This is a genomic window from Micromonospora sp. DH13 (genome assembly GCF_020873825.1).
Taxonomy (GTDB): Bacteria; Actinomycetota; Actinomycetes; order Mycobacteriales; family Micromonosporaceae; genus Micromonospora; species Micromonospora haikouensis.
On record NZ_JAHWGR010000016.1, the window covers coordinates 87,608 to 102,940 of the forward strand.

The following is a 15,333-nucleotide window of genomic DNA, read 5'->3' on the forward strand; positions in this document are numbered from 1 at the left end:
TGCCCCGTTGTCCCCCGGACGGGGCATTCAGCGCCGAACGTCGCCGTGCCAGGGTGAGATCGGGCCCACGAGGAGGCGATGACCATGGTCGCGACGCGACGGACAGGCGTGCGGACCGGACGCGGCGTGCGTACCGCCGGCCGGCTGGCGCTGGCGACGGTGGTCGCGGCGGCCGGCGTGCTGGCCGGGGTCGCCCCCGCGCAGGCCGTCGCCACCCGCACCGTGGCCTTCTGGAGCATGGACGAGCCGACGGGCGCCACGGTGCTCACCGACAGCAGCGGCAACGGCCGGCACGGCCGCGTCGGCGACGAGGTGGTGGCCGGGACGCGCTACGACGGCGCCACCGCCCACCGCTTCGCCTACCACAACCCCGCCGACAAGGAGTACGTGCCGGGGCACGTCAACCTGGTGCCGGCGAGCAACGACTTCAACCCCGAGGCCGGCGACTTCTCGTTCTCGATCCGCTACCGCACCACGAAGTCCTTCGGCAACATCATGCAGAAGGGCCAGGGCGGCACGGCCGGCGGCTACTGGAAGTTCGAGGCCCCCGAGGGCAAGCCCCGGTGCATGTTCCGGGGCGGCGACGGGTCGACCCGCACCGGCTACACCGGCACGTCCATCTCCGACGGGCAGTGGCACACCGTCACCTGCAACCGCACCGCCAGCTACGTCGAGATGTACGTCGACGGCGTGCGCACCAGCCGGCTCACCGGCCCCACCGGGACGATCGCCAACAACTGGCAGTTCTCGATCGGCGGCAAGAGCTCCTGCGACGGGGTGAACGTCACCTGCGACTACTTCGCCGGGGACATCGACTGGATCCGGCTCGTCAAGGGCACCGGCGGCGCGGCCAACACCCCGCCCAGCGCCGACCTCGCCGCGTCCTGCTCCGGGCTGGTGTGCGCCTTCTCCGCCGCCGGCTCCACCGACCCCGACGGCGCGGTCCAGGACCACGCCTGGGACTTCGGCGACGGCGCGACCGCCGACACCGCCAGCGTCCCGACCACCACCCACACGTACGCCCAGGCCGGCACCTACCGCGTCGCCGTCACCGTCACCGACGACCGGGGGGCCACCGGCACCGCCACCCGGGACGTCACCGTCGCGCCGCTGCCCGAGCTGATCTCGTACGTCGGGCAGGCCACCGCCAACGCGAACGTCACCAACCACTCCGTCGTCGTGCCCGCCGGAGTCCGGCCGGGGGACACCCTGCTGCTGTTCCTCAGCCAGAACACCCACGCCGACACCGGGGAGCCCACCGGCGTGACCGGCTGGACGCGGCTGGACCGCCTCGACGGGGGCTACGCCACCACCACCGCCTGGTGGAAGATCGCCGCCACCGGTGACGCCGGGACGACCCTGCGGGTCACCCTCGGCAAGCAGTCGAAGGGCAACCTGGTGCTCGCCGCCTACCGGGGCGCCGACCCGACCGCCCCGGTGGCCGCGTTCGCCAGCGCCGCCGACCCGGCCAGCTCCGCCACCCGGGTCACCCCGACCGCCCCGGTCGCCGCCGAGCGCGGGTGGGGCGTGTCGTACTGGCTGCACGGCGACGCCACGTCGACCGCGCTGACCCCGCCGCCCGGGGTGCAGGTGCGCAGCAACAGCTCCCAGACCGGCGGGGGGCGGGTCACCGGGCTGCTCGCCGACTCGGGCGCGTCGGTGCCGACCGGCGCGTACGGCGGCCTCGGCGCGACCGCCGCGGCGGCCAGCACCACCACGACCACCTGGACCGTCGTGCTCCGCCCCGCGTGACGCCGGTCGGCCTACCTCTGCTCCAGAGAACGACTGAGGTCGCGCCGCCACTGCGCGAACCGTTCCCGCAGGCCCGGCAGCTCAGCGGGAGAGACGCCGTAGCAGTCGAAGTCCGCGTCGGTGATCTGCGTCAAGGCGCCCAAGGCGTCAACGAAGGCCGCCACCTCAAACCCGGGATCGGCGTTCATCGCCAGATCGAGGAGACGCCCCCGGGTGTAGCGGCCACTGCTGAGCGCTGCATCCACGTCGAGGAAGTCCCGCGCCTCGGCGCGGCCGAACAGGGCACACATCTTGTTGGCGACGGCGTCGTCCGGATGAAGGACAGGGCCGACTGGCGACGGGACCGGAGGATGGGCACGCCAGTCCGCCGACATCTCCAGTTTCTCCGGCTCGCTCCCGGGTCTGGACCGATCAGCGAGAAGGAGACGGGCGAAGGTCTCGTTGCGGATGACAGCGGTCACCTCGAAGCCGTTCGCGTCGAACGCCTTGACGACCTCGTCAACGGCACGCGGGGAACTCGGCGCGAGTCTGCCAGGCGGTGAAGAGATCCACGTCCCAGCTCAGTCGGGCACCCATCCCATGGACGCTCACCGCGTATCCGCCCGCCAGAGCAAAGCCGTAACGGCCCGCGACAGCGAGTGCGATCTCGGCGATGAGGGCGTGTTGCTGCTGCATGACCTCAGGCGGCAACCTGGCGCGTCCGCCGAAGTTCGGGGAAACGACTCTCCCACGACTCCCGCACGGAAGTAGGCAGCCACATCGAGGGCCACAACCGGATCAAGGTCTGACGGTCGAGGAACGTGTGCAGGTCCTCGGGGGCGGCGGCCTCGTTGAGTACCGTGCGGTACAGGTCAAGGATGCGGCCGGGGTCCGCGAGGTCGTAGCGGGCGTTTCCCGACCACTTGAGGTGTCGGGGAAGGTCGACGACGCCGCTGGTCGGACCGTCGAGCCGATCGAGGGAATCGGGCACGACGACCGGCTTGGCGTATCCGCGTGGGCGGATGTCACCGGCCATCGTGCCCTCCTAGACGTCTCTGTCAGGGTAACGGGTCAGGGCTGCCGGAGGTGCGGGCCAGCCTGTCCCTTTCAGGCGGTGCGGGCCACGCCCACCGGGCAGCTCAGCCCGTTCGGCCCGTGGTTGCAGTACCCGTTCGGGTTCTTCGTCGGGGCCAGGTACTGCTGGTGGTAGTCCTCGGCGAAGTAGTAGCCGCCGAGCCGGTCGATCTCCGTGGTGATCTCACCCTTGCCGGCCCGCGCCACGATCGGCGCGAACGCGTCCCGCGACGCGGTGGCGGTGGCGAGCTGCTCGTCGGTGCTGGCGTAGATCGCCGACCGGTACTGGGTGCCCACGTCGTTGCCCTGGCGCATGCCCTGGGTCGGGTCGTGGTTCTCCCAGAACACCTTCAGCAGATCCTCGTAGCTGATCACGGTGGGGTCGTAGACGACCTGGACGACCTCGGTGTGCCCGGTCATGCCCGAGCAGACCTCCTCGTACGTCGGGTTCGGGGTGATCCCGCCCGCGTAGCCGACGGAGGTGGTGAGCACGCCGGGCAGGGTCCAGAACAGCCGCTCGGCGCCCCAGAAACAGCCCATCCCGAACACGGCGACCTGCGCGCCCGCCGGGAACGGCCCCTTCAGCGAGGAGCCGAGCACCTCGTGGCGGTCGCCGATCGGCATCGCGATCGGGCGGCCGGGCAGGGCCCGGTCGGGGGTGGGCAGCTCGGCGGGCATGCGACGAAGGAACACGGTGGAACTCCTCTCGTACCTCTCCCCGCGTGCAACACCGCCGGGCCCCGGTTCCTTACCCGCCCCGGCGGTGGGTAACCGACGCCCGTCGGGCGGGGCCTCAGGCCAGGGCGGCGGCGACCTGGGCGGCGTACGCCCCGGCCTCGGCGTCGTCGGCGTAGCGAGTGCGGGGCCAGAAGAACCCGCGCAGGCCGTCGCCCTTCGTCCTCGGCACGACGTGGGTGTGCAGGTGCGGCACCGACTGGGACACCTTGTTGTTCATCGCCACGAACGTGCCGCCGGCCCCGAGCCCCGCCTCGACGGCCACGGCGAGCCGCTGCACCAGCCCGAAGTAGCCGGGCAGGTCGCCCGCCGGCAGGTCGGCCAGGGTCACCAGGTGGGTGCGCGGCACCACCAGCACGTGGCCCTTGAACACGGGCCGGGTGTCGAGGAACGCCACCCCCTCCGGGGTGTCGGCGACCCGGAACGCCGGGACGTCACCGGCCACGATCCCGCAGAACACACACCCGCCCATCCGGCCAGGCTAGCCCCGTGCCCCGCCCACCGCCGCACCGCGAACTGCGGCTCCGCGTCGCACATCGCCCCGGCGACGTCACCACCGATCGAGATAGGTGTCCCACTCGTCGTCGGCAACGCCTGCCGGGCCGGTCTCACCGTTCGCCAGGCGAGCCCTGATGTCGGCCTCCCACCGCAATGCCCAGCGTCGCAGCGGTGTGACGCGCGCCGAGAGCCTCAAGCTCGGTCCAGCTGAGTTGTGCGTTCGCGGCGTGGATGTCGATGAAGTCCCGGTGCGCGGCTCGATCGTGCAGGGCTCGCACCTTCAGCCCGACCGCGTCCTCGAAGGCGAGAACGGGGCCAATGCTCAGCATCGGCCAGCCGGCTCACCACGGTCGAAAGCGGCAGCGCCGAGGCGGTGGCGAAGTCGATGTCCTGTGACGGCCGGCTCACCAGCTCGTGCGCGCACATGGCGTAGCCACCCGCCAACACCAGACCGAGATCGTCACCAGCGGCGAAACCGATTCTCAGCAACTGGCGGTGCAGCTCCTCCATCAGAGGGCGGCGAGACCGGGCAGCCGGCGTTCCCAGAGAGCGATCAGGCGTCGAGCGGTCAACCGGCGGATGCGGGGCCAGTCGTGTCGGAGCAGAGTGGCGTTGACGTACCGGATCAAGTCGTCCCGCTGGCCGCAGTCGAGCAACAGGCAGTAGAGCGTCAGGCGCTCACGAGGGTCGCTGACGTCGAAGTCAGCCGGACCGGACCAGGCCAGCCGCACCGGAAGGCTGACCCGCCCGTGCTCCGGGCCGGCCAGCAGCCCCAGGGAGGACGGGATCCGGTCTGCTGCGCCGACCAGGCGCGAGGGCAGCGGCACGGTCGAGGTCACCCGCCAAGTATGGAACACCGGTCGGACAACCTCACGAAGGCGCGGCCGGCTCGGGAGGCGGTGAGCGGGGAACCCTTCTCTACCGTAGGCGTTAACAAGGGGCCCCTCCTTCCCACCGGCTAACGTCTGCGGCATGAACCACGGCTTCGAGACGCTCGCGATCCACGCCGGACAGGACCCGGAGGCCCGCACCGGCGCGGTGATCCCACCGATCTACCAGACCAGCACGTACGCCCAGGACGCCGTCGGCGCGCCCCGGCAGGGCTACGAGTACAGCCGATCCGGCAACCCGACCCGCGACGCCCTCCAGGAGTGCCTCGCCGCGCTGGAGGGCGGCCCTGTCGGGCTGGCCTTCGCCAGCGGCCTGGCCGCCGAGGACGCCCTGCTGCGTACCGTCTGCAAGCCGGGCGACCACGTGGTCATCCCCGACGACGCGTACGGCGGCACGTACCGGCTGTTCGCCAAGGTGGCCGAGCGGTGGGGGCTGACGTACACCCCGGCGAAGGTCTCCGACGTCGACGCCGTGCGGGCCGCGATCCGGCCCGGCGCGACCCGGATCGTGTGGCTGGAGACGCCGACCAACCCGCTGCTCGGCATCGCCGACATCGCCGCCCTGGCCGCCGTCGCCCACGACGCGGGCGCGCTGCTGGTGGTCGACAACACGTTCGCCTCGCCGTACCTGCAGCAGCCGATCGCGTACGGCGCGGACGTCGTGGTGCACTCCACCACCAAGTACGTCGGCGGGCACTCCGACGTCGTCGGCGGGGCGTTGGTCGCCGCCGACCGGACGCTCGGCGAGGAGCTGCGCTACCACCAGAACGCGATGGGCGCGGTCAACGGCCCGTTCGACGCGTGGCTGACGCTGCGCGGCATCAAGACCCTCGGCGTACGGATGGACCGGCACTGCGACAACGCCGAGCGGATCGCCGCGTACCTCGACGGGCACGCGAAGGTCGCCCAGGTGATCTATCCGGGCCTGCCGTCGCACCCCGGTCACGAGGTGGCCACCAAGCAGATGCGCCGCTTCGGCGGCATGATCTCGTTCCGGGCGGCCGGCGGCGAGGAGCACGCCGTCGAGATCTGCAACCGGGCCAAGCTGTTCGTGCTCGCCGAGTCCCTCGGCGGGGTGGAGTCCCTGATCGAGCACCCGGGCCGGATGACACACGCAAGTGCCGCCGGCTCGCCGCTTGAAGTTCCCGGTGATCTCGTGCGACTGTCTGTCGGCATCGAGACGGTCGACGACCTGCTCGCCGATCTGGAGCAGGCACTGGGCTGACCGCTGGTGAGGGAGGGTGGCCGTGCAGGACCTCATGCCGACCTGGGTGGGCGCGACCGCGAAGCAGATCGCCCGCGGCGTACGCCGGGGTGACGTCTCCGCCACGCAGGTCGTGGCCGACCACCTCGACCACATCGCCCGGGCCGACGCCGACCTCGCCGCGTTCCGCACGGTGCGCGGCGGCGAGGCGATCACCGAGGCGGAGAAGGTCGACGAGCAGGAGGAGCTGGCCAACCTCCCCCTGGCCGGCGTGCCGGTCGCGGTCAAGGAGAACACCGCCGTCGCGGGCCTGCCCACCTGGCACGGCTCGGCGGCGGTGCGCAGCGCCGTCGCCGAGGCCGACCACGAGGTGGTCCGGCGGCTGCGCGGCGCGGGCGCGGTGATCCTCGGGGTGACCCGGATGCCCGAGCTGGGCCTCTGGGCGCTCACCGACGACGCGAGCGCGGTCACCCGCAACCCGTGGGACCCGCGGCGCACCCCCGGCGGCTCGTCCGGCGGCGCGGCGGCGGCGGTGGCCGCCGGGCTGGTGCCGATGGCGCACGGCAACGACGGCCTCGGCTCGATCCGCATCCCGGCGGCCTGCTGCGGCCTCGTCGGGCTCAAGCCGGGCCGGGGCGTGGTGCCCTGCCAGCTCGGCGCCGACGACTGGTTCGGCCTCACCGAGCACGGCATGCTGACCTCCACGGTCGCCGACGCGGCGGTCGGCTTCCAGGTGCTCGCTGGCCGCCCGCAGGAGAAGCTGGTCCCGCCGCAGCGGCTGCGGGTAGGTGTCTCGCTGCGGTCCCCGGTGCGCGGCGTCGCCCCGGACGCGCCGAACCGTGACGCGGTCGCCGCCGCCGGCCGGCTGCTCGCCGCCGCCGGCCACGACACCGTGCCCGCCGACCCGGTCTACCCGACCCGCCTCGGCCTGGCCGGCATCGCCACCTGGTTCGCCGCTGCCGCCGCCGACGTGCGGGCCGCCGGGCTCGACCGGCGCAGCCTCCAGCGGCGCAACCGCCGGCACGTCGCGCTGGGGGAGTGGGCGCAACGCCGGGGGTACGTCCGCGAGTCCGACCGGGTCGCCTGGCGCGAGCGGTCCATCGGCTTCTTCGCCGACCACTCGGTCGACCTGCTGCTCACCCCGGCGCTGGCCGGGCCGCCTCCGGAGGCCGTCGGCTGGTCGGGCCGGTCCTGGGCGGCGAACATGAAGGCCAGCATCCGGTACGCCCCGTTCGCCGCCCCGTGGAACATCGCCGGCCTGCCCGCGATCGTGGTGCCGGTGGGCCGCCGCCCCGACGGGCTGCCGGTGGCGGTGCAGCTCGTCGGCCCGCCCGGCTCGGAGCTGCTGCTGCTCGGCGTCGCCGGCCAGTTCGAGATGCAGGCCCCGTGGGCCCGGCACGCCCCCGGCTACCCCCGCGTCGGCACGGGGTCGCCGGCCGCCGCGTGACCGCCTAGCGTGTGTGCGTCCCGCACGCACACACCCTGGGCGGTTCCGAAGTGCAATGCCACACCTGCGGGGACGCCACGTCCCCGGAAGACCCCGACTGCCAGCGCTGCGGCACGCCGTTCGGTCAGCCCTCGGTGCTGCCCAACGTGCCTACGTACCCCGTCCGGGGTCTCGGCACCGCAGCGGCGGTCGCCGTCGGCGCGGCCACCGTGCTCTACCTGCCCGGCGCGTTGTTCCCGCTGGTCGGCGAGCGGATGGCCCGCGTCGCGGGCGAGCGGGAAGACCGGGACCTGGTGATGGTCGCGGCCCTCGCCGAGGTGCTGCTCGGGCTGCCGTACGGCCTGGCCGGGGTGGTCGCCTCGGTTCTGGTGATCATCTGGACGTGGCGGGCGCGGACGAACCTCGACGCGTTCCCGGGTGCCCTGCCGAGCCTCGGCGCCGGCTGGGCGATCGCCGGCTGGTTGGTGCCCTTCGCCAACCTCGTCGTACCGGCCCGGATGGTGGCGAACGTGGCCCGAGACAGCCTGCCGCGCCGGACCACGCCAGCCCTGGTCGGGATCTGGTGGGCCGCCTGGCTGACCTTCACCGTCGGCGACATCCTCGTCGCCCAAGACGACAGCCGGCGGTACGAGCGGCTGACCGAGTGGCCCCGCAACGACGTGGAGTTCGGCAGCTATGTCCGCTACTACCAGGACACGCTCGACACCCGGCTGCTCCTCTGCGCCGCCTGCCTGGTCGCCGGGGTCTCGTTCATCGTGCTGCTCCGCCGGATATCCGCCGCCCAGCAGGACCGGATCGCCCGGGCCGCACCCGCCTGGCCCGGTCACCCCGGCTGGTCGCCGGGCGGGGCGTCGGGGATGTCCCCGCAGCTCCCGCAGGGGGCGGGTGGCACGATCGGGGCATGACGGAACTGGTCGGCCTCGCCGAGGTACGCGCCGCGCGGGAGCTGCTCGCCGGCGTCATCCGCACCACCCCGCTGGAGCCCTCCCGCCCGCTGAGCGCCGCGCTCGGCGGCCCGGTGTGGCTCAAGTGCGAGAACGTCCAGCGCGCCGGCTCGTACAAGGTGCGCGGGGCGTACGTGCGGATCTCCCGGCTGTCGGCGGCGGAGCGCGACCGGGGGGTGGTGGCCGCGAGCGCCGGCAACCACGCCCAGGGGGTGGCCCTCGCTGCCGGGCTGGTCGGCACGCACTCGACGGTCTTCATGCCGGTGAACGCGCCGCTGCCGAAGGTCGCCGCCACCAAGGGCTACGGCGCGCAGGTCGAGCTGATGGGCAACACCGTCGACGAGTCGCTGGTGGCGGCGCAGACCTTCGCCGAGCGGACCGGGGCGATCCTCATCCACCCGTTCGACCACCCGGACGTGATCGCAGGGCAGGGCACCGTGGCGCTGGAGATCCTGGAGCAGTGCCCCGACGTGCGGACGATCGTCACCGGGGTCGGCGGCGGTGGTCTGATCTCCGGCATGGCGGTGGCGGCGAAGGCGTTGCGGCCCGACGTGCGGCTGGTCGGGGTGCAGGCGGCGGGCGCGGCGGCCTACCCGCCCTCGCTGGCGGCCGGCGAGCCGGTACGCCTGCCGGCGTTCAGCACCATCGCCGACGGCATCGCGGTGGGCCGCCCGGGGGAGATCACCTTCAACCACGTCCGCAAGCTCGTCGACGAGATCGTCACGGTTTCCGAGGAGGACATCTCCCGGGCGCTGCTGATGCTGCTGGAACGGGGCAAGCAGGTCGTCGAGCCGGCCGGCGCGGTCGGGGTGGCGGCGCTGCTGGCCGGCGTGCTGGAGGTCGAGACGCCGGTGGTGGCGGTGCTCTCCGGCGGCAACATCGACCCGCTGCTGATGCTGCGCGTCATCGAGCACGGGCTCGCGGCGGCCGGACGCTATCTGCGGGTGACCGTGCGCTGCTCGGACCGCCCCGGGCAGCTCGCCTCGCTGCTCAGCGAGATCGCCGAGCACCGGGCGAACGTGGTCGACGTGGAGCACCAGCGGGCCAACCCGCACCTGCGGCTCGGCGAGGTCGAGGTGGCGTTGTCGGTGGAGACCCGGGGCGTCGAGCACTCCGACACGCTGATCAGCGCCCTGCGGGCCAGCGGCTACCAGGTGGTCTTCGCCGCCGACCGCTGAGCTGCTACCGGTGCAAGGAAGGGCCCCTTGTTAACGCATTCCGTTGTACAAGGGGCCCTTGTTAACAGTTGTTCGGCTCGACGGCCGGGTCAGCCGGTGAACGGCTCGAAGCTGACCACCGTCACCTTGATGTCCGCGCCGCTCGGCGCGGTGTAGGTCACCGTCTGGCCGGGCCGGCTGCCCAGGATCGACTTGCCCAGCGCCGACTCGGGGCTGTAGACGGTCAGCTCCGTGGTGGAGGAGATCTCCCGCGAGCCGAGCAGGAAGGTCTCGGTGTCGTCGGTGTCGTCGTCGAAGTAGATCGTGACGACCATCCCGGGGGAGACCGTGTCGGCGCTCGGCGCCTCGCCGACCTTGGCGGTGCGGAGCAGCTCCTTCAAGTAGAGGATCCGCCCCTCCTGCTTGCCCTGCTCCTCGCGGGCGGCGTGGTAGCCGCCGTTCTCCCGGAGGTCGCCCTCCTCGCGCCGCGCGTTGATCTCGGCCGCGATCACGGGCCGGTTGGCGATCAGCTCGTCGAGCTCAGCCTGGAGGCGGTCGTGCGCGTCCTGGGACAGCCAGGTGGCGGGCGCCTCGTTCCCTTTGTTGGACACAGGCGATCTCCTCGGTTGTGCGGACTGGCTGACGGGTGAACTACCAAGTTACCAGTGCCGTGCCCGTCCGGGTGCAGACGATCACCGCGGGTGCCGGCGGCGGGGCCCGCGGTGCGCGTGGCGCGGTGGCGTCTCAGCAGCTCAGTCGGCCGGTCGGCAGCGCACCACCTCACCGATGAAAGGGCGGGCCGTGGTGGCCAACCGGTGCCGGGCGGCGGCCTGGGACTCGCCCGGCCGGGCGGCCACGGTGACCTCCTCGCGGGCCACCTCCGCCCCGTCGTGCGAGCGGGCCCGCAGCACGCAGGTCGCCGAGCCGCCCGCCGGGACCGTCACCCGGAAGTCGACCACCACCTGGGAGTCGGTGATGTCCGTGTACGTGATCACCTGGGCGTCGTAGGTCGGGTCGCCGTACTTGCCGTACATGCTGAACGCCGCCAGCCCGAGTGCCGCCACCAGGGCTGTCGCGAGCAGCGCGACCAGCGCCGGCCGGCGTCGGCCCGGCTCCCTGCGCCGGCCGTAGCGGCCCGGCGGGAACACGGGCGCACCCGGCGTGATTGTGGCGTGCGTCTCGGTCACCGGCGGCGGTCTCCTGGCGTTGTTGTCGGCCCCATCGGCAAGAATGGCAGAGTCCAATCTTTCCAGCCCGGCGCCGGCTCGTGGACGAGTCCTCAGTCACCTTCGCTGAGGTAAGGATGACAGGTCGGCGGGCGACGCCGGCAGGCAGCGCCGGTGGGCACAGACGAGGAGCGCCGCAAGTGGCAGAGCAGCTGCGTCTCATGGCCGTCCACGCGCATCCCGACGACGAGTCGAGCAAGGGTGCCGCGACCATGGCGAAGTACGTCGCCGAGGGGGTCGACGTGCTGGTCGTGACGTGCACCGGTGGCGAGCGCGGCAGCGTGCTCAACCCCAAGATGGACCGGCCGGACGTGTGGGCCAACATCGCCGAGATCCGCCGCGCCGAGATGGACGCCGCCCGCGCCATCCTCGGCGTCGAGCAGGCCTGGCTGGGTTTCGTCGACTCGGGGCTGCCCGAGGGCGACCCGTTGCCGCCCCTGCCCGAGGGCTGCTTCGCCCTCCAGGACGTCGAGGTGGCCGCGGGCCCGCTGGTGCGGCTGATCCGGCAGTTCCGTCCGCACGTGATCACCACGTACGACGAGGAGGGCGGCTACCCGCACCCCGACCACATCATGACCCACAAGGTCACCGTGGCCGCGTTCGACGCCGCCGGCGACCCGGAGCGCCACCCCGACCTCGGCGACCCCTGGCAGCCGCTCAAGCTCTACTACGACGTGGGCTTTTCCAAGGGCAAGATCCTGGCGCTGCACGAGGGCATGCTCGCCGCCGGCCTCGCGTCGCCCTACGAGGAGTGGCTCAAGCGCTGGGACGACCGCCCCGACAAGGGCCCCCGGATCACCACCCGCGTCGAGTGCGCCGACTACTTCCCGGTCCGCGACGACGCGCTGCGCGCCCACGCCACCCAGATCGACCCGGACGGCTTCTGGTTCCACGTGCCGATGGAGCTCCAGCGGCAGGCATGGCCCACGGAGGACTTCCAGCTCGCCCGCTCGGTGGTGGACAGCCCGCTGCCCGAGTCCGACCTCTTCGCCGGGGTACGCGAGACGGCCCATGCCTGCTGAGCCGGCCGTGCCGGCGGGAGCTGCACGGGCCGCACGGCCCGTGCAGCTCACCGAGCCGGCCGTGACCGCCGATCCGGCGCCGGGCTACCCTGGGGTCCTGCCACGACCCGGAGGAACACCATGCTGACCGCCGCCCAGGTGCTCGCGCAGAACAACTTCGGTGACACGCGTACGGGTGGCCTGGCCGGCCCGATGGGCCTCTTCCTCATCGTGCTGCTGGGCACCGCCACCGTGCTGCTCATCCGCAACATGAACTCCCGGCTGCGCCGCCTGCCCGACCACTTCCCCGCGCCCGGTGAGTCCGCCGACGCGGGCCGGGTGGACGCCGCCGTCGGGGGCGGGCCAGCGGCCACCGACGCGGGGCGGGCCGACGCCACAGTCGTCGATCCGACAGACGGGACCTTGGGGCACGACTCACGCTCGACCGCCCCGAAGGGCCCCCAGCAGCACGGAAACGGGTGATCGGGGCGTGATTCACGCCGAAGCCGGCCGTCGCCCCCTGTTGCGCTCCCCGGCTTTGGCTTAGCCTTCCGCCGGGGGACCAAAAGTCCCCGGGCCGCGCGCGGGAGGGGGCACCGATGACCGGGTCAGCGACGGCTGCCCGCTGTGCGGTGCGACGGGCTGTCCGTCTTGCGGCGCTCTGCCCGGCTGCCTGCGGTGCGGCGCGATCGGCTGCCCGCCGCCACGCGGTGCGACCGGCTGCCCGCGGCGCGGTGCGGCGACCGGCGGACGGGGGAGGTCGGTGACCTCCGCCAGGGCCGACGATCCGCTCGGCCTGCCGGAGCCGGCCAGCGCCGATCCCGGCCCGTCGGGGCGGGCCGGCACCGAATCCGACCCGCAGTTGCGGGCCAGCACCGAATCCGGTCCGCCGGGGCGGGGCGCCGCCGGAGACCCCGACCGGTCGGCGGAACGGAGCACCCCTCACCGGGTCCTCGCCCTGACCGTCGCCGTGGCGCTCACCGCCCTCGTGGCCGCCGCGATCGGGCTCACCCTCCCCACCCACCTGCCGCCCGACGACCCGCTCCCGGCACCCGCCCGGTTCGGCATCGGCGTCGCCGTCGTCGTGGTCGCCCAGCTCGCCCGGCTGCGCTTCCGCACCGCCTCCGGAATGGTGAGCACCACCTGGGGCGAGGCGGCCCTCGTCGTCGGGCTCCACCTGGTCCCCGCCGGCTGGCTCCCGGCCACCACGCTCGTCGGCGCCGGGCTGGCCTGGGCGCTGCTCTCCCTGGCCGCCGACCGTCAGCCGCCGCTGGAGACCGTCCGCATCGCCGCCTCGCTGAGCGCCGCCACCGCCCTCGCCGTCGCGGTCACCAGCGCCCTCGGCGCGCCCCTGCTGGCCACCCCCACCCCGGAGCTGGCGCTGGCGCTGGCGGCCGGCGCGGTGACGTACCTGTTCGCCACGGCCTGGCTCGGCGGGGTCGCCGTCGCCCTGCGGCACGGCGTGCCGATGGGCCCGCCGCTGCTCGCCGCGCTGCGCGGCAAGCTGCTCATGTTCGTCGGGAACGTGGCCGTCGGCCTGGCCGCCGTGGCGCTGCTGGAGCTCGACGCCCGCTGGCTGCTCGCGTTCCCGCCCGTGCTCTGGCTGCTCCAGCAGACCTACCGGCACCGGCTGCGGGCCGACCAGGAGCGGCGCACCTGGCGGGCCTTCGCCGAGGCCACCGCCGCGCTCAACCAGCTCGACGAGCGGGGCGTCGCCACCGCGGCCGTCACCGGCGCGCTGACCCTCTTCGGCGCCGAGCTGGTCGACGTGGACGTGGCGCGGGGCGACGGCCGGTGGCGACGCTACCGGGGCGACAGCGGCGGCCGGGTGACCGACCGGGAGATCGACCCGCCCACCGGCTCCGCCGCCGGCCCGCACGAGCTGGTCCGCCCGCTGACCGTCGGCAGCAGCCGGGTCGGCGAGCTGCGCGTCCGGTTCCCCGGCTCGGCGCCACCCGACGCCCGCGAGCAGGACGCCGCCGCCGCATACTCCGACGCCCTCGCCGCCGCCCTGCACGACGCCGCCACCCACCGCGAGCTGCGCCTCGTCACCGCCCGTTCGTCGTACGAGGCGGTGCACGACCCGCTGACCGGCCTGCTCAACCGGGCCGCCATGCTCGGCAAGGGCGACCAGGCGCTGCGGCAGCGCGCGCACGACCACCCCGTGGCCCTGCTGCTGCTCGACATCGACCAGTTCAAAGAGGTCAACGACACCCTCGGGCACGCCGCCGGCGACCAGCTGCTGCGGCTGACCGCCAACCGGCTCGGCGCGCTGACCCGCTCCGGGGACCTGCTCGGCCGCCTCGGCGGCGACGAGTTCGCCCTGCTGCTGACGTCGGTTCCGGTGGTCGGTGCCCGGACCGCACCCATGGCGTACGCGCTGCGCCAGGCCCGGGAGATCGCCGAGCGGCTCGCCGCCCCGACCGAGGTGGCCGGGGTGCGGATGTCCGTCGAGGTGTCCGTGGGGGTGGTGGTGGCCGACGCCGGCACCGCCGACCTGACGGAGCTGCTGCGCCGGGCCGACATCGCGATGTACCAGGCGAAGGAGGGCGGCGGCAGCGTCGCCGCGTACGACAGCTCGAAGGACGCCGCGAGCACCGACCAGCTCGCGCTGCTCGCGGAGCTGCGGGAGGCCCTCGCCGCCGACGACCAGCTGGTGCTGGCGCTCCAGCCGGCGGTGGACCTCGCCACCGGCGCGCCGACCGGGGTGGAGGCGCTGATCCGCTGGCGGCACCCGCGCCGGGGCTGGCTCGGCCCCGGCGACTTCATCCGCCCGGTGGAGAACAGCGAGCAGCTCGGCACGTTCACCCGGTACGTGCTGGACAAGGCGCTCACCGTGGCCGCCGAGTGGGCCCGCGCCGGCCTCGACGTGCCGATCTCGGTGAACCTGTCGGCCCGCAGCCTGCTCGACCCCCGGCTGCCCGCCGAGATCGGCGAGGCGCTGCGCCGCCACCAGGTGCCGCCGCAACGGCTGGTGCTGGAGATCACCGAGACGGTGGTGATGAGCGAGCTGGAGGTCATCGACGAGGTGCTGGCCACCCTGCGGTCGATGGGCGTGCAGCTCGCCGTGGACGACTTCGGCACCGGCTTCTCGTCGCTGGCGTTCGTGACCCGCATTGCCGTGGACGAGCTGAAGGTCGACCGGTCGTTCGTGATCCGGATGGCGGACTCGCCGGAGGCGGCGGCCATCGTCCGGGCGACCGTCGGCCTCGCCCACGAGCTGGGCCTGCGGGTGGTCGCCGAGGGCGTGGAGACCGCCGAGCAGCGGCTCGCCCTGGCCGAGCTGGGCTGCACGGCAGCCCAGGGCTACCACTTCTTCAAGCCGATGCCGGCCGACAAGATCAGCGCGGTGCTCGGGTCGCTGGTGGACACGTCCCAGGCGAACGTCGTGCCGCTGCGCGCAGACGGCGCCTCCTGACCCGTACG

15 protein-coding genes and 1 pseudogene are annotated in these 15,333 nt (G+C 73.5%); 8 read left to right on the forward strand and 8 right to left on the reverse strand.

Features of this window, described 5'->3' with window-relative positions; genetic code table 11:
- Positions 1-108: 108 nt before the first annotated feature.
- Positions 109-1,752, forward strand: a complete 1,644-nt coding sequence (locus LPA42_RS17535) for a PKD domain-containing protein (RefSeq protein WP_228986685.1) — start codon at positions 109-111, stop codon at positions 1,750-1,752.
- A gap of 11 nt (positions 1,753-1,763) precedes the next feature.
- On the opposite strand, the pseudogene LPA42_RS34485 reads toward LPA42_RS17535, so the two are convergent.
- From LPA42_RS34485 to LPA42_RS17570, 6 genes and pseudogenes are all read right to left on the reverse strand, one after another.
- Positions 1,764-2,427, reverse strand: a pseudogene (locus LPA42_RS34485) (nucleotidyl transferase AbiEii/AbiGii toxin family protein).
- 4 nt (positions 2,428-2,431) lie between these two features.
- Positions 2,432-2,767 (reverse strand): hypothetical protein, encoded by a 336-nt coding sequence (locus tag LPA42_RS17550; RefSeq protein ID WP_077936205.1) that lies wholly within the window; start codon positions 2,765-2,767, stop codon positions 2,432-2,434.
- Between the two features lie 71 nt (positions 2,768-2,838).
- Positions 2,839-3,498, reverse strand: coding sequence for a peptide-methionine (S)-S-oxide reductase MsrA (gene msrA / locus LPA42_RS17555; RefSeq protein WP_077936206.1), 660 nt, complete (start codon positions 3,496-3,498; stop codon positions 2,839-2,841).
- Between the two features lie 100 nt (positions 3,499-3,598).
- Complete coding sequence (locus LPA42_RS17560) at positions 3,599-4,012, reverse strand: HIT family protein (RefSeq protein WP_077936207.1); 414 nt, start codon at positions 4,010-4,012, stop codon at positions 3,599-3,601.
- 136 nt (positions 4,013-4,148) lie between these two features.
- The gene (locus LPA42_RS17565) at positions 4,149-4,367 is read right to left on the reverse strand and encodes a hypothetical protein (RefSeq protein ID WP_198956453.1); all 219 of its coding nucleotides are present in this window, start codon (positions 4,365-4,367) and stop codon (positions 4,149-4,151) included.
- Positions 4,368-4,547: 180 nt separating this feature from the next.
- Positions 4,548-4,877 (reverse strand): hypothetical protein, encoded by a 330-nt coding sequence (locus LPA42_RS17570; protein WP_077936208.1) that lies wholly within the window; start codon positions 4,875-4,877, stop codon positions 4,548-4,550.
- A 133-nt stretch (positions 4,878-5,010) separates the two neighbouring features.
- On the opposite strand from LPA42_RS17570, the gene LPA42_RS17575 reads away from it, so the two are divergent.
- The 4 genes from LPA42_RS17575 (at position 5,011) to ilvA (ending at position 9,701) form a co-directional block, all read left to right on the forward strand.
- Positions 5,011-6,153: a cystathionine gamma-synthase gene (locus tag LPA42_RS17575; RefSeq protein WP_077936209.1), complete on the forward strand. Its 1,143-nt coding sequence runs from the start codon at positions 5,011-5,013 to the stop codon at positions 6,151-6,153.
- Between the two features lie 16 nt (positions 6,154-6,169).
- Complete coding sequence (locus LPA42_RS17580) at positions 6,170-7,579, forward strand: amidase (RefSeq protein WP_077936210.1); 1,410 nt, start codon at positions 6,170-6,172, stop codon at positions 7,577-7,579.
- A gap of 146 nt (positions 7,580-7,725) precedes the next feature.
- The gene (locus tag LPA42_RS17585; protein WP_228986688.1) at positions 7,726-8,484 is read left to right on the forward strand and encodes a DUF4328 domain-containing protein; all 759 of its coding nucleotides are present in this window, start codon (positions 7,726-7,728) and stop codon (positions 8,482-8,484) included.
- The gene (gene ilvA, locus LPA42_RS17590) at positions 8,481-9,701 is read left to right on the forward strand and encodes a threonine ammonia-lyase (RefSeq protein ID WP_077936212.1); all 1,221 of its coding nucleotides are present in this window, start codon (positions 8,481-8,483) and stop codon (positions 9,699-9,701) included. Before LPA42_RS17585 ends, ilvA begins: the two co-directional genes overlap by 4 nt.
- Positions 9,702-9,790: 89 nt before the next feature.
- Here ilvA and greA read toward each other — a convergent pair whose 3' ends face one another.
- Positions 9,791-10,291, reverse strand: coding sequence for a transcription elongation factor GreA (gene greA / locus LPA42_RS17595; RefSeq protein ID WP_077936213.1), 501 nt, complete (start codon positions 10,289-10,291; stop codon positions 9,791-9,793).
- A gap of 141 nt (positions 10,292-10,432) precedes the next feature.
- The gene (locus LPA42_RS17600) at positions 10,433-10,867 is read right to left on the reverse strand and encodes a DUF4307 domain-containing protein (RefSeq protein WP_077936214.1); all 435 of its coding nucleotides are present in this window, start codon (positions 10,865-10,867) and stop codon (positions 10,433-10,435) included.
- 179 nt (positions 10,868-11,046) lie between these two features.
- Between LPA42_RS17600 and mca the strand changes: the two genes are divergently transcribed.
- From mca to LPA42_RS17615, 3 genes are all read left to right on the forward strand, one after another.
- Positions 11,047-11,928 (forward strand): mycothiol conjugate amidase Mca, encoded by an 882-nt coding sequence (mca, locus tag LPA42_RS17605; protein WP_077936215.1) that lies wholly within the window; start codon positions 11,047-11,049, stop codon positions 11,926-11,928.
- A 120-nt stretch (positions 11,929-12,048) separates the two neighbouring features.
- Positions 12,049-12,390: a hypothetical protein gene (locus tag LPA42_RS17610; RefSeq protein ID WP_077936216.1), complete on the forward strand. Its 342-nt coding sequence runs from the start codon at positions 12,049-12,051 to the stop codon at positions 12,388-12,390.
- Positions 12,391-12,877: 487 nt separating this feature from the next.
- A complete protein-coding gene (locus LPA42_RS17615; RefSeq protein ID WP_198956455.1) occupies positions 12,878-15,325 on the forward strand; it encodes a bifunctional diguanylate cyclase/phosphodiesterase in 2,448 nt (815 codons plus the stop codon).
- Positions 15,326-15,333 lie beyond the last annotated feature (8 nt).